The sequence below is a fragment of the Curtobacterium sp. MCBD17_040 genome (assembly GCF_003234805.2).
Lineage (GTDB): Bacteria > Actinomycetota > Actinomycetes > Actinomycetales > Microbacteriaceae > Curtobacterium.
The window spans coordinates 1,073,265-1,094,534 of the sequence record NZ_CP126273.1; the positions used below are offsets into that span (position 1 = coordinate 1,073,265).

General features: G+C 73.1%; 22 protein-coding genes. 15 read left to right on the top strand and 7 right to left on the bottom strand.

The window, feature by feature from the left end:
* Position 1: 1 nt before the first annotated feature.
* Positions 2–397, bottom strand: coding sequence for a hypothetical protein (locus DEI94_RS05155; protein ID WP_111011465.1), 396 nt, complete (start codon positions 395–397; stop codon positions 2–4).
* A gap of 181 nt (positions 398–578) precedes the next feature.
* Here DEI94_RS05155 and DEI94_RS05160 point away from each other — a divergent pair, with 181 nt between their 5' ends.
* Positions 579–1,517 carry a C40 family peptidase gene (locus tag DEI94_RS05160; protein ID WP_258368772.1) on the top strand — a complete coding sequence of 313 codons (939 nt, stop codon included), beginning with the start codon at positions 579–581 and terminating at the stop codon, positions 1,515–1,517.
* A gap of 111 nt (positions 1,518–1,628) precedes the next feature.
* On the opposite strand, the gene DEI94_RS05165 is transcribed toward DEI94_RS05160, so the two are convergent.
* Genes DEI94_RS05165 through DEI94_RS05175 form a run of 3 tightly spaced genes read right to left on the bottom strand, consistent with a single transcriptional unit; the run spans position 1,629 to position 3,179 of the window.
* A complete protein-coding gene (locus tag DEI94_RS05165) occupies positions 1,629–2,732 on the bottom strand; it encodes an SDR family oxidoreductase (protein WP_111027382.1) in 1,104 nt (367 codons plus the stop codon).
* 7 nt (positions 2,733–2,739) lie between these two features.
* Positions 2,740–3,012, bottom strand: coding sequence for a hypothetical protein (locus DEI94_RS05170; protein ID WP_111011467.1), 273 nt, complete (start codon positions 3,010–3,012; stop codon positions 2,740–2,742).
* 5 nt (positions 3,013–3,017) lie between these two features.
* Entirely contained in the window at positions 3,018–3,179 is a 162-nt protein-coding gene (locus tag DEI94_RS05175) for a hypothetical protein (RefSeq protein ID WP_181435443.1), read from the bottom strand.
* 256 nt (positions 3,180–3,435) lie between these two features.
* Between DEI94_RS05175 and DEI94_RS05180 the strand changes: the two genes are divergently transcribed.
* Positions 3,436–3,969 carry a hypothetical protein gene (locus DEI94_RS05180; protein WP_111011468.1) on the top strand — a complete coding sequence of 178 codons (534 nt, stop codon included), beginning with the start codon at positions 3,436–3,438 and terminating at the stop codon, positions 3,967–3,969.
* Positions 3,970–3,979: 10 nt separating this feature from the next.
* Here DEI94_RS05180 and DEI94_RS05185 read toward each other — a convergent pair whose 3' ends face one another.
* Complete coding sequence (locus tag DEI94_RS05185) at positions 3,980–4,402, bottom strand: PPOX class F420-dependent oxidoreductase (RefSeq protein WP_111011478.1); 423 nt, start codon at positions 4,400–4,402, stop codon at positions 3,980–3,982.
* A 112-nt stretch (positions 4,403–4,514) separates the two neighbouring features.
* On the opposite strand from DEI94_RS05185, the gene DEI94_RS05190 reads away from it, so the two are divergent.
* The 5 genes from DEI94_RS05190 to rlmN all read left to right on the top strand — a co-directional run bounded on the left by DEI94_RS05190 (position 4,515) and on the right by rlmN (position 12,462).
* The gene (locus DEI94_RS05190) at positions 4,515–5,456 is read left to right on the top strand and encodes an NADP-dependent oxidoreductase (protein WP_111011469.1); all 942 of its coding nucleotides are present in this window, start codon (positions 4,515–4,517) and stop codon (positions 5,454–5,456) included.
* A 197-nt stretch (positions 5,457–5,653) separates the two neighbouring features.
* Positions 5,654–8,143 carry a glycosyltransferase family protein gene (locus DEI94_RS05195; protein WP_146249539.1) on the top strand — a complete coding sequence of 830 codons (2,490 nt, stop codon included), beginning with the start codon at positions 5,654–5,656 and terminating at the stop codon, positions 8,141–8,143.
* Between the two features lie 288 nt (positions 8,144–8,431).
* Positions 8,432–9,910, top strand: coding sequence for a mannitol dehydrogenase family protein (locus DEI94_RS05200; protein ID WP_111027384.1), 1,479 nt, complete (start codon positions 8,432–8,434; stop codon positions 9,908–9,910).
* Positions 9,911–10,070: 160 nt separating this feature from the next.
* Positions 10,071–10,976 (top strand): hypothetical protein, encoded by a 906-nt coding sequence (locus DEI94_RS05205; RefSeq protein ID WP_111027385.1) that lies wholly within the window; start codon positions 10,071–10,073, stop codon positions 10,974–10,976.
* A 235-nt stretch (positions 10,977–11,211) separates the two neighbouring features.
* The gene (gene rlmN / locus DEI94_RS05210) at positions 11,212–12,462 is read left to right on the top strand and encodes a dual-specificity RNA methyltransferase RlmN (RefSeq protein ID WP_111008470.1); all 1,251 of its coding nucleotides are present in this window, start codon (positions 11,212–11,214) and stop codon (positions 12,460–12,462) included.
* A 236-nt stretch (positions 12,463–12,698) separates the two neighbouring features.
* On the opposite strand, the gene DEI94_RS05215 is transcribed toward rlmN, so the two are convergent.
* On the bottom strand, positions 12,699–13,277 hold the full coding sequence (locus tag DEI94_RS05215) for a TetR/AcrR family transcriptional regulator (RefSeq protein ID WP_111027386.1): 579 nt from the start codon (positions 13,275–13,277) through the stop codon (positions 12,699–12,701).
* Between the two features lie 97 nt (positions 13,278–13,374).
* On the opposite strand from DEI94_RS05215, the gene DEI94_RS05220 reads away from it, so the two are divergent.
* The 4 genes from DEI94_RS05220 to solA all read left to right on the top strand — a co-directional run bounded on the left by DEI94_RS05220 (position 13,375) and on the right by solA (position 17,594).
* Positions 13,375–14,256, top strand: a complete 882-nt coding sequence (locus tag DEI94_RS05220; RefSeq protein WP_111027387.1) for an NAD-dependent epimerase/dehydratase family protein — start codon at positions 13,375–13,377, stop codon at positions 14,254–14,256.
* A 257-nt stretch (positions 14,257–14,513) separates the two neighbouring features.
* On the top strand, positions 14,514–15,494 hold the full coding sequence (locus tag DEI94_RS05225; protein ID WP_111027388.1) for a sugar phosphate isomerase/epimerase family protein: 981 nt from the start codon (positions 14,514–14,516) through the stop codon (positions 15,492–15,494).
* Positions 15,491–16,444: a 3-hydroxyacyl-CoA dehydrogenase family protein gene (locus DEI94_RS05230; RefSeq protein WP_111008474.1), complete on the top strand. Its 954-nt coding sequence runs from the start codon at positions 15,491–15,493 to the stop codon at positions 16,442–16,444. The genes DEI94_RS05225 and DEI94_RS05230 overlap by 4 nt, the downstream gene beginning before the upstream one ends.
* A 10-nt stretch (positions 16,445–16,454) precedes the next feature.
* Positions 16,455–17,594: an N-methyl-L-tryptophan oxidase gene (gene solA, locus DEI94_RS05235; RefSeq protein WP_111027389.1), complete on the top strand. Its 1,140-nt coding sequence runs from the start codon at positions 16,455–16,457 to the stop codon at positions 17,592–17,594.
* Positions 17,595–17,617: 23 nt separating this feature from the next.
* On the opposite strand, the gene DEI94_RS05240 is transcribed toward solA, so the two are convergent.
* Positions 17,618–18,502: an oxidoreductase gene (locus DEI94_RS05240; RefSeq protein ID WP_258378061.1), complete on the bottom strand. Its 885-nt coding sequence runs from the start codon at positions 18,500–18,502 to the stop codon at positions 17,618–17,620.
* Between the two features lie 66 nt (positions 18,503–18,568).
* On the opposite strand from DEI94_RS05240, the gene DEI94_RS05245 reads away from it, so the two are divergent.
* The 4 genes from DEI94_RS05245 (at position 18,569) to DEI94_RS05260 (ending at position 21,205) form a co-directional block, all read left to right on the top strand.
* On the top strand, positions 18,569–19,174 hold the full coding sequence (locus DEI94_RS05245) for an LppP/LprE family lipoprotein (RefSeq protein ID WP_111008477.1): 606 nt from the start codon (positions 18,569–18,571) through the stop codon (positions 19,172–19,174).
* Positions 19,171–19,854 carry a hypothetical protein gene (locus DEI94_RS05250; protein WP_111008478.1) on the top strand — a complete coding sequence of 228 codons (684 nt, stop codon included), beginning with the start codon at positions 19,171–19,173 and terminating at the stop codon, positions 19,852–19,854. Before DEI94_RS05245 ends, DEI94_RS05250 begins: the two co-directional genes overlap by 4 nt.
* Positions 19,855–19,946: 92 nt before the next feature.
* A complete protein-coding gene (locus DEI94_RS05255) occupies positions 19,947–20,372 on the top strand; it encodes a RidA family protein (protein WP_111008479.1) in 426 nt (141 codons plus the stop codon).
* The gene (locus tag DEI94_RS05260; protein WP_111008480.1) at positions 20,369–21,205 is read left to right on the top strand and encodes an alpha/beta hydrolase; all 837 of its coding nucleotides are present in this window, start codon (positions 20,369–20,371) and stop codon (positions 21,203–21,205) included. Before DEI94_RS05255 ends, DEI94_RS05260 begins: the two co-directional genes overlap by 4 nt.
* Positions 21,206–21,270: the final 65 nt, after the last annotated feature.

A 21,270-nucleotide genomic window follows, 5' to 3' on the forward strand; every position in this document is an offset into this window, starting at 1 on the left:
TTCACCACGGAGTGACGAGCTGCTCCCGCGGCAGTCCGTTCCGCGCGGCCCAGCGGTCGAACGCGCCGCCGTCGTTGAGGGGTGCGTCGCGGTCCACCCGGTGGCCCAGGTCCCGGAGGCGCACCGCGAGTGCGTGTCCCTCCGCGCGCAGCGGTCGGACCCCGACGCCCACGACGGCGGAGCCGGCGAGCACGGCGAGGGCGGCGACCACGACGCCGACCGGTGCGGGGGCCAGGGCGGCGGCGGCCGCGGCGACGACGAGGAGCACGATGAACGCGGCGAGGGCGCGGTAGGCCGGCAGGCGGACGCCGGCCAGGCGGCGGGCGTTCTCCGGGCCGATGCGCGCCGCCCAGATCCGGTCGCTCGCGGTGGTGTTCCATCGACGGATGACGGGCATGTCGTCACCGTACGGAGGCGCCGGCGTTCGGTCATCCCCCAGATCGCGCGTCACCGGACGGGTCGCCTCGAACCTGTGGAGACCCGCAGGCGGGCACGGCCCGCTGCCAGGGCGACCGTCAGACGGTTACCAATACGTTATCTTCTCGTGTCCCGCGCTCGGCGGGACGAGGAAGGGACACATGGCAGGACGACACGCGCTCCCCGTCGAGGACCGCCGCACCCGACGTGCCGACACCAGCGCCGTTCGTCCCCGTCCCACCGCAACCGTCGCCGAGCGCGTCGTCGTCGTCGCCTCGCCCCTCGCCGAGCACCGCCCCGCCGAGGCGAGCCGCCGGGCCGAGATCCGCCGTGCCGAGGCCCACCACGCCGCAGCCCGCCTGGCCGCGGTCCGCCGGGTCACCGCCGCCCGCGCCCTGCCGGTCGTCGCGACCGCCCCGGCCGTCGCCGCCCCGGTCCTCCGTCACGAGCGCCGTGCCGTGAGCGCGAAGCGTCTCTCGCTCATCGTCGCCCCGATCCTCGCCATGACGTCGTGCATCGCGTTCGGGCTCCCCGCCAACGCGGACACGCTGAGCAGCGCCGCCGCGGCCGTCACCTCGTCGACCCCCGGCGCACAGCAGTACACCGTGTCGCGGGACATCACGCTCCCCGTCATCGAGCACGACGGCACGACGATCATCGCCGCGCCCGCCCCGACCGAGGTCGTCGTCAGCGGCGGTGCGACCGTGTCCGGCGCGCAGAGCGCGATCGTCGACGCCCTGAGCGCCGGCGGCAAGCGTGCGCAGGTCATCCAGACCGCGCTGACCTACCTCGGCGACACGTACGTCGAGGGCGGTGCGACCCACGCGGGCATCGACTGCTCGGGCCTCGTCATGGTCTCGTACGCGTCGGTCGGGATCCCGCTCGTCCACTACGTGCCGACGCAGGACGCCGCTGCGACGACGATCCCCGAGTCCGAGGCGCAGCCCGGCGACCTCGTCGTCTACGACAGCGAGGCCCACATCGGCCTCTACCTCGGCAACGGCCTCGTGATCCAGGCACCGCACCCGGGCGAACCCGTCGACATCATCCCGATGTTCTCCGCCCCGCACCACTTCGCGCGGGTCCTGCCCGCCGACTGACCGGCGGACGGGAGGCGCGGGACCGGCGCGCCCCGGACCTCCCGGATCGTGTCTTTCGGGAGGCGCGGGACCAGGCCGATCCGCACCTCCCGGCGTCCGCGCCGATCGTGCTCAGACCGGCTGGACCTCGACGCCCGGTGCGGCCGGCAGGATCCGCCGACGACCGAGGTCGTCGAGGAGCTCGACGAGACGGTCGGCGCTGTCGTGGCACGCGCCGAACCCGGCCTGCCGGAGCTTGATCACGTTCGACACGTTGTCCCACGTCGAGCCGAGGATCATGTCCCCGAACCGCCAGTCGACGAGCTCCGTGTACGGGGTCGGGACGAGACCGTGCCGCTCCACCATGCGGTTCCACAGGTCCTCGCGCGGTGGCATCACGGTCGCCAGGGGGAGCGTCTGCGGCTCGCCGAGCTCGAGGCCGAAGTGGTCCGCGAGTCGCTTCCAGAGGTGACTCCACCGCACGACGTCGCCGTTGGTGATGTTGAACGCCTCGCCCGCCGCGGTCGGCGCCGAACCGGCCCAGTCCGTCGCGCGCGCGAGGAGCTCGGCGTCCGTCATCTGGTACAGGATCCGGTCGTACGTCTCGCGCTGCCCCGGGAACCGGAGCGGCAGGCCGAGCTCGCGGGTCATCGCGACGTAGGTGCCGATCGCCATGAGGAGGTTCATCGGCGTGCCCTGCGCGTAGCCCATCACGGCCTCGGGTCGGAACACCGTGAGCGCGAACCCCCGCTGCGCCGCACGCTCACGCAGCAGGTCCTCTTGGTCGTAGTAGAAGTTCGGCACGAGGAGACGCGGGTCGTCCTCCTTGGCGGGCGTCGTGAACCGGCCGAGGTGGGCGCCGTAGTACTTCATGCCCTGGTAGAGCGTCACGTGCCGGAGTGGAGCGCCGAGCCGGTCGAGTGCGTCGAGGGTGTGCTCGAGGAGTGCCACGTTCGGGCCGATCTGCTCCGCGAGGTCCGCCTTCTCGATGTACGCGGCGAACGCGAGGCGCGTCGTGTCGGACGCCGCACGCAGCCCCTCGACGGCGGCGTCGGCGTCGAGCAGGTCCACCGGCAGGTGGGTCCAACCGGACACGCCCTGCGGCGCCCGGCGGCTGATGCCCCGCGTCGTCACACCAGTGCGGGCGAAGTGCTCGACGACGCTGCGACCGACGACGCCGCCAGCACCGGCGACCAGGACCGCGTCGTTCGTCGGGGCGGTGGTCTCGGTCGTCATGGGCGTCCTAGGTCTCGTCGGCTCCTGCGATCGTGCGCGCGGCGTTCCGGACGCCGGCACAGAGCAGCCCGACCTCGGGTTGCATCGACACGATCTCGTCGAACCCACTCTGCACCTCGGAGTACCCGAGGAGCCCAGCGACCGCTTGTCGGGGGATCGCGTGGGTCCGGAGCATCCACTGCCCGCTCGCGGCGAAGCACGGCGTCATCGTGCGCTGCGGCGCGTCCACGGGGAGCGACGCCGCCCGCCCGAGCCGGTGGGTGTCCGGCCAGCCGTCCACGTCGATCAGTCCCGTCGACGGAGCGCGGACGAATCGCGGAAGAAGTCCTCGTAGCGATCGTCGTGCCCTGTCTCGGGCGCGTACCCGCGGCGCCACAGCTTGCGCTGCCGCTTGAACGTCGTGATGCGGACCGGTGCGACGCCCGGTTCGGACTCGTACGAGCTCATGCCCATCATCCCTGTCGTCATGCGCAGTCGTGACGATGCCGGGACTGCCCCGACGCAGTTCCCGGCTTCCGTCTGGTAGTGCCAACCGTACCTCGGATGAGGGGCAGAATGTCGGTTCTCGTCCGTTCGATGCGGGACTGGCCCAGGTGCTTCGCGCAGCGGCTCTCGTGCGCCGTCAGGTCCTGCGCGGCAACCGGTCCGGCGACCCGGCTCCGCGCACGGCTGCCGCGTGGGACGTGTGGACGTAGAGTGGGGCATGGCCGTCCAGACCGCAACGATCATCGCGCTCGTCGGTGCCGGTGCCACGGGCCTCCTCGACGAACTCGGCGCACTCCGCGGGGTCGACGCCCTCCGACTCGGCGAGGCGGACGCCGACGGCACCGCGCGGATCAGCGCATCGAACGGGACGTACGTCGTCCACGACGCCGACCCCCTGGCGCACGTCGCCGCCGCGTGGGTCGAGTTCTTCGACGACCGCAGCACGCTCGGCACGCTCGAGCTCGAGGTCGAGACGGCGCTCGCCGCCTTCGCCGCGGGCCACCGCGTCATGCCGGACTACTACGTCGTGCTCGACCCGGAGTCCGTCGAGGGCACCTGGCGGCACTGGTGGTTCGGGGCGCTCGCCGTCGAGGGACCGCGACGGGTGCTGCCCGAGCCGGCTTCGGCCTGGGCGGTCCGGAAGCGGCTCGGACGGCTCCCGATGGCACCGCGTTGGAAGGACCCGGCGGCCTGGTTGCCCGACCTGCGGTTCACGATTCCGGACCGCACGGGTCTCGCGGGACTGGGCTGAGCGATGTCCGTCAGGTCGTCGGCTGGTCGTTGTCCTTCATGGCGCCCCAGCCCGTCCACCGGTCGATCTCGATGACGCCCGTGGTGCGCGGCCGGACCTGGTCCGGGTAGGCGCCGCCCGTGTAGTGGGTCGAGATGCGGTCGATGTCCCGGAGGCCCTCGTCGGCGTACAACTCGACCACCCGGCCGATCAGGGTGACGTGGGTGTACCAGTCGCCCTCGGCGAGGACCGTCAGGCTGACGCGCTGGTCACGCCGCAGGTGCTTGAGGCGCACACGGCTGTCGTCCATGCTCACGAGGACCCGGCCGTCCTGCCACAGGTACCAGGTGGCCGCGGTGACGGGCGTGCCGTCCGACCGCAGGGTGGCGATGACGGCGGGGTTCGGCTGCTGGAGCATCGCGACGGCGTCGTCGGGGAGCGGTGGCAGGGACATGTGGTCTCCGTTCGTCGTGGGATCGGTCCCCGTCATCCTGGCAGGTGCGACCTCGACGGTCGGCCGGGGGCTCGCTGGGTGTGGAGGGCCGCGGTCGCGGTAGACCAGGAGGATGCGCGTCATCGGAGTACAGGAGTTCGGAGGGCCCGAGGCCCTCGCCGTCCACGAGGTCCCGGAGCCGCACGCCGGCCCGGGCGAGGTGCGGATCGGGGTGCGGGCGTTCGCCGTCAACCCGACCGACGCCGGTGTGCGCGGCGGCGGACGCGACCTCGGCGGCGCCCAGCCCCCGTACGTGCCCGGCATGGACGCCGCCGGCATCGTGGACGAGGTGGGCGAGGGCGTCGACCAGTGGCAGACGGGCGACGAGGTCATGGCGATCGCGCTGCCGCTGCGCGAGCACGGGGGAGCGTACGTCGAGCACCTCGTCGCCGCGCCGGACTCGATCGCCCGGATCCCGGCGGGTGTCGGCTTCGAGCAAGCCAGCACGCTCCCGATGAACGGGCTGACGGCCGTGCGGATCCTCGAGCTCATGCACCTCGAGCCCGGCCAGACCCTGATGGTGACCGGAGCCGCCGGGACCCTCGGCACGTACCTCGTGCCGCTCGCGAAGCAGGCCGGACTCGTCGTGATCGCCGACGCCGCCGAGAAGGACCGTGCGCTCGTCGAGTCGCTCGGTCCCGACCACGTCGTCGAACGCGGGGACGGGGTGGTCGATCGGATCCGGGCGATCGTGCCCGACGGGGTCGACGGTCTCGCGGACACCGCGCTCTTGCACGAGCAGGTCGTCCCCGCGATCCGGGACGGGGGCGTCTTCGTCGCCGTGCGCGGCTGGCCGGGCAACGGCGAGCGGGGCATCCGGTTCGAGCGCGTCATGGTGTTCGACGAGTACCACTCCGGACACAAGCTCGACCGGCTCCGGCAGGACGTCGAGGACGGCCTGCTCACCCTGCGCGTCGCCGAGGTCCTGCCCGCCGCGGACCCGGAGTCGGCCCGCGACGCCCACCGGCGCATGGAGGCCGGGGGCGTCCGTGGTCGGTTCGTGCTCGTCTGGTGACACCGGGCCGGGAGGCGGTGCGAGCGCGGGTGGGCGGGGGCGCGGTCCTCGTCGTACCCGCGCCGTCGCCGTGATGACGCGGCTCGGTGCGTCCGGGTGACCGGACGGGTGAATCCGGGCGGGACGCATCCCCGACGACCGGCGGGAGGCCGTCGGCCGCGGACCGGAGCGTGACGGCGGCGACCTAGCGTCGGCGGGTGGCCCCGTTCCTCCCGACCGACAGCAGACGAGTCATGGCGATCCGGCGGCTCGTCGGGTTCGCGGTGCTCCCCGTCGTCGGCGGGCTCGCACCACTCGTCGCGGTCCCCGCGGTCGCCGCGCGGTTCGGTGCGGAGGGGTGGCGCGACGTCGCGGTCGGGCAGTCGATCGGGGCGGCCGCGGCGGTCGTCGTCGAGCTCGGTTGGGGGATCAGCGGGCCGCAGCGGTCCGCCCGTCAGTCGCTCGGCAACCTCCGTCGCTCGGTCGGGCTCGCACTCGTGACCCAGGTGCTCGTCCTGCTGCCGGTGACCGCGGGTGTCTGGGTCGTCGCGCACCTGGTACCCGTCGGTGCTCCCGCGCTCGTCGGCTGGATCGGCACCGCGGGGGCACTCGGTTCGGTCAACGTCGTCTGGTGCTGGATCGGCCTCGGGCGGCCGGGGCCGATCCTCTGGGCGGACACACTGCCCCGCACGCTGCCGGTCGTCGTCGCCGCGGTCGCCCTCGCTGCCGGTGCGCCGCTGTGGGTGTTCCCCCTCGCCCTGGTCGTCAGCGGACTCGTGCCGGTCGTGCTCGGGACGACGCTGCTCGGCATCGGACCGGCGACCCTGCGACAGCTCACCCCGCGGCTCGTCGTGCGCGCCGTCCGGATCCAGCTGCAACCGCTCCTCGGACGCGTGCTCAGCGCCACCTACATCAGCGTCCCGATCACGCTCGCCGGCGTCAGTGCGCCCGGGGCCGTCGCAGTGTTCGCCGCCGCGGACCGGCTCCAGCGATGGGCGCTCACCGCGCTCAAGGCCCTGCCGACCGCACTCCAGGGGTGGGTGGGTGGCCCCGCCGATCCGGACCGGCGGATCCGCCGGGCCTGGGTCGCGCTCTGGGGGAACGTCGGCGTCGGGGTCCTCGTCGGCGCCGGGTTCGTCGTCGTGGTCCCCGCGGTCTCGCGCGGGTTCTTCGCCGGCGTCGCCACCGTCGCGCCCGACCTCGCCGTGCTGAGCGGCCTGCTCGTCGTCGTCGTCACGACCTCGCGGGCCACCGGTGGCCTGGTGCTCGTGGCGCTCCGCGGGGTCCCCGCGATCACCCTGAGCGCCGCCGCCGGATGCCTGGTCGGGGTGCCCGGGGTGCTCGTCCTCGCCCGCGTCGACGGTGCGCGCGGGGCGATGCTCGGGGTGCTCTCCGCCGAGGCCGCGGTGCTCGCCGTGCAGGTCGTCGCCGTGGTCGTGCTCGATCGGCGGCGGCGACGGCGCATCCGGCGAGCCACATCGGTCCTCCGCGTCGCACACGTCCGCGTCGACGACCCCGCCTACCCGCGGAACGCCCGCGTGCGCCACCACCTGCGTGCGGCGGGGTTCACGGTGGACGTCGTCCGGCGCCACCGGGGCGGGAGCGTCATCGGACGGATGACCCGCGACGTCCGCACGGTGCTCGGGCTCCGTGGGTACGACGTTCACCTCCTCGCCGAGATGTCGCTCGTCGTCGCACCGCTCGTCGCACTCGTCGCGCGGCTCCGCGGCGGGGTCGTCGTCGTCGATCGGTTCGTCGGGCAGTACGAGACGGACATCGACGATCACGGTCTTGCGGCCCCGCGGTCACTCCGCGCACTCCGCTGCCGGGTCATCGATCGCCTGGCCGAACGCTCCGCCGACGTGCTGCTCATCGACACCGAGGTGCGGGCCGCGGCGCTCCGGGAACGGGTGCCGGCGCGGACGGCGGTGGTGAGCCTCCCGGTCGGGGCGCCGGCGTGGGCGGGCCCGGCGGCGGTCCCGCCGGCGGAGGCTGGCGCCATGGCCGTGTCGCGCGCCGGCGCTGCTGCCGACGTTGCTGCCGGCGCTGCTGCCGACGTTGCTGCCGACGCTGCTGCCGGCGCGGGCGCCGGCGCTGCCGCTGAGGCCGGCACGTTGCCCTCGGGTCGCGCGGCCGCTGCGTCCGGGCCGCTCCGCGTGCTGTTCTACGGCCACGACGTCCCGCTGCACGGCGTCCCGGTCATCGTGTCGGCGCTCGGCGAGGTCGGTCGTCCCGTCCGCGCGACGTTCGTGTCGTACGCCTCGGTCCTCGAGCGGATCCGCGCACAGCTCCACGACGAGGGCGACCGCGTCGACGCGACCCTGCTCGAACCCGTGCCGGCAGAGGAGCTCGCCACGGTCATCGCGAACCACGACGTCGTCCTCGGGGTGTTCGGCACGTCGGACAAGGCCCGGTCCGTGATCCCGAACAAGGTGTGGCAGGGGCTCGCGTGCGGGCGGACCGTCATCACGGCGGCGAGCCCGGCGCTCGCGGAACTCCGCCCGCTCGTCGGTCCTCAGCTGGTCGAGGTGCCGCCGGGCGACGCCGAGGCGTTGGCCGGTGCCCTGCGCGCGGTCGTCGACGGCCCGGTGCTCTCGGACGGTCCGTGGGTCGGCACGGCCGAGCGGCTCGAGGCGTACGCCGCCGCGAGGCACGCACGGTTCGCCGCGCTCCTCCGCCAGCGGTGTGCGGCGCGTGCGGGAGCCTGAGGTGCGACAACCCGGCGGGTGCGCCCGCGGACGACGACCTGGCGGGTGCGCGCGCGGACGACGACCTGGCGGGTGCGCGCGCGGACGACGACCTGGCGGGTGCGCGCGCGGACGACGACCTGGCGGGTGCGCGCGCGGACGACGAGGGCGCCGCCAGACGACAGCGCAGTCGTCGTCCATGCGCACGTCCGAGTCGGCCGACCCGTGCCACCACTCCCGCAGACGCCACCACCGGTCGTACAGTGACGGGAGGGGCGCGCGATGGAGCGCGCCACGGGAGGACCCCACATGACCACGCTCAGCAACGCCACCCTCGACACGCTCACCGGCGTCGCCGTGCCCACCTACGACCGGAGCGCCGTCACGACCGGCATCGTCCACTTCGGCCTCGGCAACTTCCACCGGGCGCACCAGGCGATGTACGTCGACCGGCTCATGAACGCCGGGGGAGAGCTGTGCTGGGGGATCACCGGCGTCGGGGTCATGCCGCGCGACGCCGAGATGCGCGACGCGCTCGACTCCCAGGACCACCTGTACACGCTCGTGCTCAAGCACCCCGACGGGACCCTGGAGCCCCGTGTCATCGGCTCCGTCGCGGACTTCCTGTACGCCCCGGACGACCCGGAGGCCGTGCTCGCCCTGATGGCCGCGCCCACCACGCGCATCGTGTCCCTGACCGTCACCGAGGGCGGTTACAACATCGATCACGTCACGGGGCAGTTCGTCCTCGACGCCCCGGCGATCGCCGCGGACCTGACGCCCGGGGCGACGCCGACGACGATGTTCGGGTTCATCACCGAGGCCCTGCGCCGCCGCCACGACGGGGGCATCCCGCCGTTCACCGTGATGTCGTGCGACAACATCCAGGGCAACGGCGACACCGCCCGGCAGACCATCGTCGCGTTCGCCACCGCGAAGGACCCGGAGCTGGGCGCGTGGATCGAGCGGCACGTGTCGTTCCCGAACTCCATGGTCGACCGGATCACCCCGGTCACCACGGATGCCGACCGCGCGATGGTCCGGGACGAGTTCGGCATCGACGACGCCTGGCCCGTCGTCGCGGAGCCCTTCGAGCAGTGGGTGCTCGAGGACCGGTTCACCCTGCGCCGTCCGCTGTACGAGACGGCCGGCGTGCAGGTCGTCGAGGACGTCGTGCCCTACGAGCTCATGAAGCTCCGCCTGCTCAACGCCTCGCACCAGGCGATGGCGTACTTCGGCCTCCTGTCCGGACACACCTACGCGCACGAGGCCGCGACCGACCCGCTGATCGCCCGGCTCCTCGAGCGCTACATGGACGAGGAGGCGACGCCCACGCTCGACCCCGTGCCGGGCATCGACCTCGACCAGTACAAGGCGACGCTCATGGAGCGGTTCGGCAACCCCGCGATCCTCGACACGCTCGCGCGGCTGGCCGCCGAGTCGTCGGACCGGATCCCGAAGTGGCTGCTGCCGGTGGTGCGCGCCGACCTGGAGGCGGGCCTCCCCATCGACCTGGCGGCGGCGGTCGTCGCGAGCTGGGCCCGGTACGCCGAGGGTGTCGGCGAGCACGGCGAGCGGTTCGAGGTCGTCGACCAGCTCCGCGACGTCCTCATGCCGGCGGCGGCGCAGCAGCGGTCGGACGACCTCGCGTTCCTGCGCAACCGGGACGTGTTCGGGGACCTCGTCGACGACGAGCGGTTCACGACGCCCTATCGCCGCAGCCTCGGCACCCTCTGCTCCGCCGGTGCGCAGGCGGCGCTCGACGAGGTCCTGTCGGTCCGCCGCTGACGGCCGGCCCCGTCCCGCCCGTCGCGCCCCGCCCGCCCCAAGAACCGCTGGTTCTCGACAGAACCGCTGTCGGACGACACCGACATCGTCGCCACATCCGCATGCATCTCGTGCGCCTGCACGCAGCGGCGACGCGGCGGTCGTTCGACACACTGACGCGATGCGGTGGACGGGGGACGTCGAGCGGGGTGCGTGGTTGTTGGCCCGGCTCGGCCGGTGGGTGAGCGTCGGCGGTGTCGTCGGGGACGGTTGGGAGGCGTACGCCCGGGTCCTGCATCCCATAGGGGCCGTCCGGACCGAGTACCGGGACGACGACCCGGCGGAGCATCCCCGCGACCCGTGGACCTGGTCCGAGGTCGCGCGGCGCCTCAGGGTGCCGCTGACCCCGCTCACCTCGTCGACCGTGCTGCTCGGCGAGGACGAACACGGCGAGGACGAGCACGGCCGCGACCTGCCGGACGGGTGGAGCGTCGAGCCGCCGGTGCAGGGCGGACTCGAGCCGCGCCTCCTGGCTGCGCTCACGTCGTCGCTCCGCGGGGCGACGACGACCCCGGACGCGGTGACGGTCGGGGTCTGGAGCGGGTGGGGCGCACTGAACTCGTTCGGGACCGTGGGCATCGGGTACCTGGGTGAGCCCCCGTCGGCGGAGCAGCGCGCTGCGGACCTCCGTGCGGCGCGCGTGCAGCAGCGAGAGGAGTTCGAACGCGCGGTGTCGCAGGAGGTGCGAGCGGCGGTCGAGAACGGCCCGATCCTCGAGGCGCCGTGGCGGGAGTACGTGCTGCTCGAGGGTCCACTCGACGAGCTCGCCGACCCCGACTGGGGCTTTGACGCCAGGATCGGGTGGAGGCGGAGCGTGCGGGGCGCCACTCGGTGGCCGATGCCGCAACTCATCTGGCCGGCGGACCGAGCATGGGTCGTCGCGTCGGAGATCGACTGGGACTCGACGATCGTCGGCGGCTCCCGGGCGCTGGTCGATGCGGTCCTGGCCGACGAGCGGTTCGAGGCGTTCGAGGTCCATCCGGATGACGTCCCTGCGGCCGGTCCGTCAGGCAGCGGAGTGGGCTGATCCTGGGCGTTCCCGCGGCGATTCGCGCGTCGACGACGGGTCGGTCGGCGACGGAACCGCTGTCGTTCGACGTCCACACCGTCGGTGGTTGCGGAAGCACCGGATGTGGGCGTATCAGCCGACCTTGCCGTTGTCGGACGACGCCGGGGGTGGCGGAAACAGGCGGACCGGCCGGGGCGGGCGCGGCGGGACGCCCGGACTGTCGGAAACGACCGGGGTCCCGTAGAATCGCCCGATGCCCTCCGACCTCCGCACCCCCGGCCTCCGCCCCGCGACCGTGAGCACGGAGGCCGCCCGCCCCCAGGTCCGTCCGACGACCGAGGGCTGGAAGCAGCAGCTCGACCCGACCGGTCGCCCGCTGCTGCAGTTCGCGTCGCCGAAGCGCGGCAAGCCGCCGGTGCACCTCGCGGACCTGTCGGCCGAGGAGCGCGTCGCCCGCGTCAAGGAGCTCGGCCTGCCGGGCTTCCGGGCGAAGCAGCTCATGACGCACTACTTCACGCACTACACCTCGGACCCGGCGGCGATGACGGACCTGCCCGCCGCCGGACGCGAGGAGCTCGTCGCCGGACTGCTGCCGCCCCTCCTGACCGAGGCCCGGCGTCTGACGACCGACAAGGGCGACACGATCAAGTTCCTGTGGAAGCTGCACGACGGCGCGCTCGTCGAGTCGGTGCTCATGCGGTACCCGGGCCGGATCACGCTGTGCGTGTCGTCGCAGGCCGGGTGCGGGATGAACTGCCCGTTCTGCGCCACCGGGCAGAACGGCTTGACGCGCAACATGTCGACAGCCGAGATCGTCGAGCAGATCGTCCGGGCGAACGCGGCGCTGGCGGCGGGCGAGCTCGCGGGTGCCCCGACCCGTGGCGGCCAGGACCGAACCGACCCCGAGCGCGTCACGAACATCGTGTTCATGGGCATGGGGGAGCCGCTCGCGAACTACAAGCGCGTGATGGACGCCGTGCGCATCATGGTCGCACCGCAGCCGAACGGCCTCGGCATGAGCGCCCGGCACATCACCGTGTCGACGGTCGGACTCGTGCCCGCGATCGACAAGCTCGCCGACGAGGGCATCCCCCTCACGTTCGCGCTCTCCCTGCACGCGCCCGACGACGAGCTCCGCGACGAGATGATCCCGGTGAACTCCCGCTGGAAGGTCGACGAGGCCATCGACGCCGCGTACCGCTACTTCCGGAAGACGGGCCGTCGGGTGTCGATCGAGTACGCGCTCATCAAGGACATGAACGACCACGCCTGGCGCGCCGACCTGCTCGCGCACAAGCTCAACCAGCGCGGCCACGGCTGGGTCCACGTCAACCCGATCCCGCTCAACCCGACGCCCGGCTCCGTGTGGACGGCGTCGGAGCGCGACGTGACGGACGAGTTCGTGCGGCGCCTCAACGACGCCGGCATCCCGACGACGCTCCGCGACACCCGCGGCAAGGAGATCGACGGCGCCTGCGGGCAGCTCGCCGCCGCCGACGTGTAGGGCGACCGCCCGCCGGCCGGGAGGCGCGGTGCGGGCTGGTGCCGTCCCTCCCGTCCGACGTCCGGTGCGGGGTGCGCTCGCCGACGACAACGGGACATGCGCCCGCATGCGCACTCGTCGTCGGCGTGCGCACGTGCGGCGGCGGTACGAGTGGCGCCCGCGGGCGACGAGTGCGCCCGCAGGCGACAGCGCAGTTGTCGCTGGCGCGGGCAGATGCGGCGCGCCCGGCCGCAGCGTCAGCCGAGTGACGCCGTCGCGGCCCGGAGGTCCTCGAGCGCGGCGAGCGCGTGCGGCGCGAGCCCGGCATCGTCGTCGCGCGGACCCTCGACCCAGCGGCTGTAGCCCTGCTTGAACGCGAGCAGACCCATCTCGGCCGCGAGGTGCGCGGTGGCGGCCGGGACACCGCGGGTGACGAGCGCGTCCGTCATGGCGACGGCGAGCCCGACGCTCTTCAGCGCGTCCCGTCCCTGCAGCTCGGCGCTCGCGGCGACGGCGGCCCGGAGCCGAGGCCCGATGTCGCGGTTCATCGGCCCCATCTCGTCCGAGGCGCGTGCGAGCCCGGCTGCGACGGCCTCGAGCGGGGACGCGTCGCCGGGAGCGGCGGCGATGCCCTCGGCGAGCAGGGTGCTCAGGGTCTCCTGCCCGGCGACGAGGAGTTCGCGCTTGTCCGGGAAGTACCGGAAGAAGGTGCTCTTGGTGACGCCGGCACGTTCGGCGATCTGCGCGACCGTCGTCTCGTCGTAGCCCTGCTCGGTGAACAGGTCGACGGCCGCGAGGACGAGTCGGTCCCGCGCTCCCGGTTCCCATCGCGCCATGCCATTCATCCTACGGCTCCGAGTCCGTGATGGGACAGTTGTCCCATCACGGTGCTACGGTGATGGGACAACAGTCTCATCACCCGGAGGAGTCCCCATGCACGTCTTCGTCACCGGCGGCACCGGCACGATCGGCACGCCCGTCGTCGCCGAGCTGCTCGCCAACGGCCACACCGTCCTCGCCCTCGCTCGCTCCGAGGCCTCCGCCGCCACGCTCGAGCAGGCCGGCGCCACCGCGATCCAGGGGAGCATCGCCGACCTCGACGTCCTCCGGACCGCGGCCGGGCAGGTCGATGGCGTGATCAGCCTGGCGTTCAGCCGCGACTACGGGTCGACCGAGTCGATCCAGCAGGGCATGGCCGAGGAGACCGCGGCGATGACCACGCTGGCCGACGCGCTCCTGGGCAGCGACCGTCCGCTCGTCGTCGTCTCCGGGACGCCGTGGGCGGAGGGCCGCCCGTCTACCGAGGAGGACCCGCTGCCGACCGACGGACCCGTCGGCGGGCGCGGCATCACCGTGAACGCGATCCTCGGGTACGCCGACCGGGGTGTGCGGTCCTCGGCGATCCGCCTGCCCCGCACGGTGCACGCGAACGGGACGGGCGGGTTCGCCGGCCTCCTCACCGAGAACGCCAGGAGGACCGGCGTCGCGGGTTACCCGGGTGACGGCAGCCAGCGCTGGCCCGCCGTGCACGCCGCCGACGCCGCGGTGCTCTTCCGGTTGGCGCTCGAGTCCGCCCCGGCGGGGTCCGCGTGGCACGCCGTCGCCGACGAGGGTGACGCCGTGATCGACCTCGTCCGGGTGATCGGTCGGCGCCTCGGCCTGCCGGTCGAGCAGGTGCCCGACGAGACCTTCGGCCCGTTCGGACCGATCTTCGCGACGGACCAGCCGGCCTCGAGCGCGATCACCCGCAGGGCGCTCGGCTGGACCCCGACGCACCCGAGCGTGCTCGAGGACCTCGAGCTCGTGCAGCCCTGACCCCCTGGCGGCCGGGAGGGACGGGGCGGGCTGGCACCGTCCCTCCCGGCCGACCCGCCGCGGCCCCTGCACGTGCGCGCGCCGACGACAACTGCGCTGTCGCTGGCGCGCGCACTCGTCGTCGGCGCGCACCATCGCGCGTCGACGACGACCACGCGCGAACTCAGCCGAGACGCCCGGGTCCGGACCCCCGCGGTCACCACCGGAGTAACGTCGGCCCCGGTGTCGCCCATGACGCCGATGTGCGAGGAGGCACCGTGGCCCGAGGACCAGACCGACCCGGAACCGAGCAGGACTGGGACCCCGCCACCTGGACCGCCGACACCTGGCCGATCGCCGTGTGTCTGCACGGGTTCCCACCGGTCGGTCGCGACGGCACCACGTTGCACGACGCCCCGATCGCGGTGTGGGACGACATCTTCGCCCAGATCGAGCGGGTGGGCTTCACGCTCGCCGAGATGGCCGACGACCGGATCCGCCCCGCCGACTACGACCCCGGCAAGCGTGACGAGCTCCTCGCCACCGCCAGGGAGCACGGCATCGGGATCCCCAGCGTGCACCTGCAGCGCCGGAGCGTCATCATGCCCGGGCACGAGGAGGAGAACCTCGCGTACGCGCACCGCACGATCGACGCCGCGGCCGCGTGGGGCATGCAGGTGTTCTCGACGGGGCTCCACCAGCCGTTCAGCGAGGCCCAGCGCAAGGCCCTGTGGTTCTGGACCGCGCCCGGGCCGAAGGACCCCGACGACCCGGAGGTCTGGGACCGCGCCGTCCGGTCGATCCGCGAGCTCGGCAAGCACGCCGCCGACGTCGGGCTGCCCCTCGCGCTCGAGATGTACGAGGACACGTACCTCGGCACGGCCGAGAGCGCCGTCCGGTTCGTGGAGGCGGTGGGCCTCGACAACGTCGGCCTCAACCCCGACGTCGCGAACTTGATCCGTCTGCACCGTCCCGTCGAGGACTGGCGCGAGGTGTTCTCCGCGACCCTCCCGTACGCGAACTACCTGCACGTCAAGAACTACACACGCGACGAGGCCGCTGACGGCTCCTGGGCGACGAGCGTCCCCTCGACGATGGAGACCGGCATCATCAACTACCGGCAGGTCCTGCGCGAGGCCGTGGACGTCGGGTTCCGCGGCATCATCATGACCGAGCAGTACGGCGGGGACAGCCTCGGCGTCTGCGCCACCAACCAGCGGTACATCCGCACCCTGCTGCCCCAGGAGGTCGCACGATGAGTCAGATCAGAGCCGCCGTCGTCGGATCCGGGTACATGGGTGGCGGGATCGCGCAGATGCTCGCGCTGTCCGGGGCCGAGGTCGCCCTCGCCGACGTCTCCGCCGAGATCGCCGCGAGCAACCACACGCGGCTGCTCGATGAGGCTCGGCAGTTCGTCGCCGACGGGCTGTTCCCCGCCGACGCGGTCGAGCGCATCGCCGCGCTCGTCCACCCTGCCGAGTCCGTCGAGGCCGCCGTCGCCGACGCCGAGTTCATCGAGGAGGCCGTGCCCGAGAAGATCGAGATCAAGCACGCCACCCTCGCCCGGATCAGCGCGGCCGCGGGCCCGGAGGCGGTGATCGGCTCGAACACGTCGACCATCCGCATCAGCGCACTCGCCGAGGCCGTCGAGGGACCCGAACGGTTCCTCGGCGTGCACTTCTCGAACCCCGCGCCGTTCATCCCCGGCGTCGAGATCATCCCCCACGAGACCACCACCGAGTCCGCGATCACGACCGCCGAGACGATCGTCCGCGCGACCGGCAAGCAGACCGCCCGGGTCAAGGACAGCGTCGGCTTCGTCCTCAACCGCCTGCAGTACGCGCTGTTCTCCGAGGCAGCGGACATCGCCGCCGAGGGCATCGCGAGCCCCGAGGACATCGACACCATCGTCCGGACCACGTTCGGCTTCCGGCTGCCCGTGTTCGGCCCGTTCGCAATCGCCGACATGGCGGGCCTGGACGTGTACGCGTTCTGCTACGCGTCCCTCCAGACCCGGTGGCCGGAGCGGTTCGCGACCCCGGAGTCGCTCGCCGCGCTCGTGGCCGAGGGCAAGTTCGGCACGAAGTCGGGCGCGGGGTACCTCGACGTCCCGGCCGACCGGACGCCGGAACTCGTGGCGTACCGGAACCGGGCGTACGTGGCGTTGCAGAAGCTGCTCGACGAGCTCGGCCCCGCACCGATCGACTGACCGGACCGCGATGGAGGAGTTCGACGTCGCCGTCGTGGGCGCCGGGGCGCTGGGCAGCGCCGCTGCCCACCACCTGGCACTCCGGGGTGCGACGGTGGTCCTGTTCGAACAGTTCGAGTTCGGTCACGTGCGCGGTGCCTCCCACGACACGTCGCGGATCCTCCGCACCTCGTACGGCGACGAGGCCTACGTCCGGCTCGCGAAGTCGGCGTACCGGGACTGGGGCGAGTTGGAACGCGTCAGCGGCGAACGCATCGTGACCACCACCGGCGGCGTCGTGTTCGTGCCACCGGGCAGTCCGTACCCCGTGACGGCCTTCACCGCGGCACTCACGGCGCAGGACCTGCCGTTCGAGGTCCTCGACCGCGACGCGGTGCGCGCTCGTTGGCCGCAGTTCACCCTGCCCCCGGGAGTCGAGACCGTGTTCTCGCCCGACACCGGGATCGTCCCCGCGTCGCGCACCGTCGCGACGCTCCAGATGCAGGCACGGTCGCACGGAGCGGTGCTCCGCGACCGGACACGGGTCGAGGAGCTCCGACCCCAACCCGACGGAGTCGTGGTCATGACGACCGCGGGGAAGGTCCGAGCGCGGAAGGTCGTCGTCGCCGCCGATGCGTGGACGAACGCGCTCATCGCGCCCCTCGGTGTCGAGGTCCCGCTCGTGACGATGCAGGAGCAGGTCACGTACTTCGGGCCGGACCGCCCCGAGGACTTCGGCGACGACCGGCTCCCCGTGTGGATCTGGGAGGACGAGCCCTGCTACTACGGGTTCCCGACCTACGGGGAGCCGACCGTCAAGGCGGGTCGAGACGCCTCCGACAACCGCATGACGCCCGACGAGCGGACCTTCCGGCACTCCGAGGAGCTCCTGGACCAGCTGCGGACCTTCATGCGCGGGTTCCTGCCCGCCAGCGGCGAGGACGTCCGGACCATCACCTGCCAGTACACGCTGACCCCCGGCCGGCGGTTCGTGGTCGACGCGCTGCCGGGGCACCCGGACGTGCTCGTCGCGCTCGGGGCAGCACACGCGTTCAAGTTCACGCCGACGATCGGGCGGATCCTGGCGGAGCTCGCCCTCGATGGTCGGACCGATGACGACATCAGCGCCTTCCGGCTCAGGGATGTCCTGGCTCCCGTGCCGACCGCCTGACCGTCCGTGGCGGGCCTCCCGGGTCAGCCGGGCCCGTCGCTCGCGGCGGCGAGCAGCGGCACGACCACGTCGCTGACCGGGGTGGGGATGCCGTGCGTGCGGCCGAGCCGTGCCACGACCTCGTTCCGGACCCGCCACTCGAGCGGGCGGTCCGCGGCGCGGTCGGTGAGGATCGAGGTCCCGAGGTCCGCCGGCTGTGCGCGGAGGCCGTCGAGGACCTCGTGCGGGACCTCATCACCGAGGCGGGCGCCCGTTGCCCGTGCCACGGCGAGGCACTCGGCGAGGTAGTCGAGCGTCAGCCGGGCGACGTCCTCACGTCGGAACATCCCAGATCGCCGCCCGCTCAGCGCCATGAGCCCCGCGGCCGCGTTGTGGAGGAGCTTGCGCCACGCGACGGTCACGAAGTCCTCGGTGACGTCGACCGCGCACCGGGTGCCCTCGAAGACATCGACCACCGACTGCGCCGCCGGCACGTCGGGGAGCGTCAGGCGCGGCGGTCGCCGCAGCGCCACCGTGCCGTCCGGCTCGGCCTGGGCGGGGAACCACACGACGGCCGGGAGGACCGTGCCCGCGACCCACGGACCGACGCTCGCCTCCTGCTCCACCCCGTTCTGCAGCACGCACACGACCGTGTCTGCGTGGCACAACGCGGCGAGCCAGGGCCCGGCGGTCTCGATCTGGGTGGCCTTGACGGCGAGGAACACGACGTCGACGGGTCCGGATACCGTCGTCGGATCGGTGTGCACCGGCCCGGGGACGACGACGACCGCGCCGTCCGGGGTCCGGAGCCGGAGGTGCTCCCGCGGCGTCCGGCCGGCGAGCAGCGGGGTCCGACCGGCCTCGTGGAGCGCTGCTGCCACCGTCGTGCCGATCGCACCCGGGCCGACGATCGCGATGCTCGGGTCCATGGACTCCATCCTGGCGCTTCGGCGCACGGTCAGGACGCGCTCGGCGAGCGGGGCCAATGTGGAGGCATGCTCACACGACGTTCCTCGGGTCTGGTCCTCCTCGGCACGGCGCTCACCGTGGTGCTCGCCGGGTGCTCGGGCGGGACCACCTCGCCGCACCCGAGCAGCACGGCGCGGACGGTCGCCCACAGCACCCCGACACCGTCCGCCGCCCCCGCCTCGCCCAGCACCACGAGCACCCCGAGCGCGACGAGCACGTGCGGACCCGCGACGGGGCGGGCTGCCGCCGCGACGGGGATCGCGGCACTCCCGCTCCCGGTGAACCTGCGGGGAACGGCCCACTGGGACGCGGCGGGCGCCGACTACTCCGGGTACGACCCCTGCGCGCCGCTGTCGTGGTCGGTCGTGACCGTCTCCGGCTCCACGGCGAGCTCCCCGTACGCGATCCTGCTGTTCCACGACGGCACCTACCTCGGAACCGCGACGAAGGAGCAGTACGCGTTCCAGCCCACGGTCCGGCGGACCTCGTCGACGAGCATCGCCGTGACCTACCCGTACCCGCAGGGCAACGACTCCGACGCCGATCCGACCGGCCGCGCGAACGCCACGTACACCTGGGACTCCGGTGCCGGGAAGGTCACGATGGACGGCAGCACGCCTCCGGCGCAGTGAGTCAGCCCGGGTCCGGCGTGCCGGTGGGCGAGCACCGCGCGACGTCGGCGTCGCTCGCTGCAACGGCCCGGCGGCATCCGTCGACCATCGTGTTCAGCGTGCTCGCCGTCGTGTTCGCGGTCCTGACGGTCGTGCTGCTCGTCCGCATCCACGGCGTCCACTCGGACGCGTTCCCGCTCGCCCTGCGCGCCGGGGGTCTCGCGACCATCGCGTGCGCGGCCGGTGGCCCGTTGCGTCTGGTGCCACTCCGCCGGAGGGACGAGCGCGGGGCGCTGACTGCCCGGCATCCCGGGATCGCCTTCGTCAGCGCGCTGGCGACCCCGACGACGAAGGACGACCTCGCCGCGTGGGACCCAGGTCTCTCCGTCACGTTCCCGTGCCAGCTCGCGTTCTCCCCGCAGGGGATCGCGCTCTGGGACACCGCGACCGACACGGAGGGCCGTCACATCGCGGAGCGGGCCGAGGTGCTGTCGATCGAGCCGTTCCACACCCCGGACCACTCGTGGGAACAGTCGGAGCAGGGATGGGGCGTCGTGCTGCATCTCGCCCCGCGCGACGGCGTGAGCACCGGCCGGTACACGGGCGTCGTGCACCTCTGGATCGAGGACGCACAGACCGAGCGTGACGAGTACGCAACGAAGCAGTCGATCCGGGCGATGGAGCGGGCGCTCGGCCGTTGACTACTCGGCGGCCCACGCCTCGTCCTGTGCAGGTGATCGAGCGGAAGGCCCGGTGCCGGACCACGCTGACGAGGAGCGAGGAGGATGGTCGCGTGAGCGAGACGACCGATCCGAAGACCGTGACGCTCATCCGGTCCGCGAGCCTGGCGCAGGGCGTCGACTACGCCTACGCTGCGACCGCTCCCGCCGGCGCGCGGCTGGTGTTCCTGGCAGGGGCCTGTCCCCTCGACGAGACCGGCGCGACCGTCGCGCTCGGGGACCACGCCGGGCAGGCCGCGCAGTGCGTCGAGAACATGGTGACGGCGCTCGGCGCGGCAGGCGCCGGCATCGAGGACGTCATCAGCACGCGGGTCCTCGTCGCGTCGTCGCGGCAGGCGGACCTCATCGCCGCCTGGGACGTCGTGCGTGCCGCGTTCGGTGCGCACGACGTCCCGAGCACCCTGCTCGGCGTCACCGTGCTCGGGTACGACGGGCAGCTCGTCGAGATCGAGGCGGTCGCCGCGGTCCTCGACGTGTGACGTCCCGCGGCGGCGAGCCCGAGGTCGACGAGACCTGGATCACCGTCGAGGGCGGCCCGACCGGCAGCGTGCCGGTCCGGATCGTCCGACCGCAGGGAGCCACCGGAGTCCTGCCCGTCGTGCTCTACACGCACGGCGCGGGCTGGGTCTTCGGCGACGCCCACACGCACGACCGGCTCGTCCGCGACCTCGCGGTCGGCACCGGCGCCGCCGTCGTGTTCCCCGAGTACGACCGCGCTCCCGAGGCGCAGTACCCGACGCAGAACGGGCAGTCCTACGCGGTCGCGCAGTGGGTCGTCCAGCACGGTGCCGAGCAGCAGCTCGACGGGTCGCGACTCGTCGTCGCGGGGGACTCGGTCGGCGGCAACATGGCGACCGTCCTCACCCTGATGGCGAAGGAGCGCGGGGACATCACGTTCCGCGCGCAGGCGCTGTTCTACCCGGTCACGAACGCCGCGTTCGACGCCGGCTCGTACGACGAGTTCGCCGAGGGGTACTTCCTGGCCCGCGACGGCATGCGCTGGTTCTGGGATCAGTACACGACGAGTGAGGAGGACCGTGCGCAGATCACCGCGTCGCCGCTCCGCGCCACCGAGGAGCAGCTCGCCGGCCTGCCGCAGGCCCTCGTGATCACGGGCGAGGCCGACGTGCTCCGCGACGAGGGCGAGGCCTACGCGGCCAAGCTCCGCCGCGCGGGCGTGCCCGTCACCGCCGTGCGCTACCAGGGGATCATCCACGACTTCGTGATGGTCAACTCCATGCACGACACCCACGCGGCGAAGGCCGCGATCGCGCAGGCGGTCGCCTTCCTGTCCGCGGCCCTGTCCGACTGACCCACCCGACCAGCCGGGAGGCGCGGCCCGCGTGCTCGACGCGGGTCGCGCCTCCCGGGTGCCGG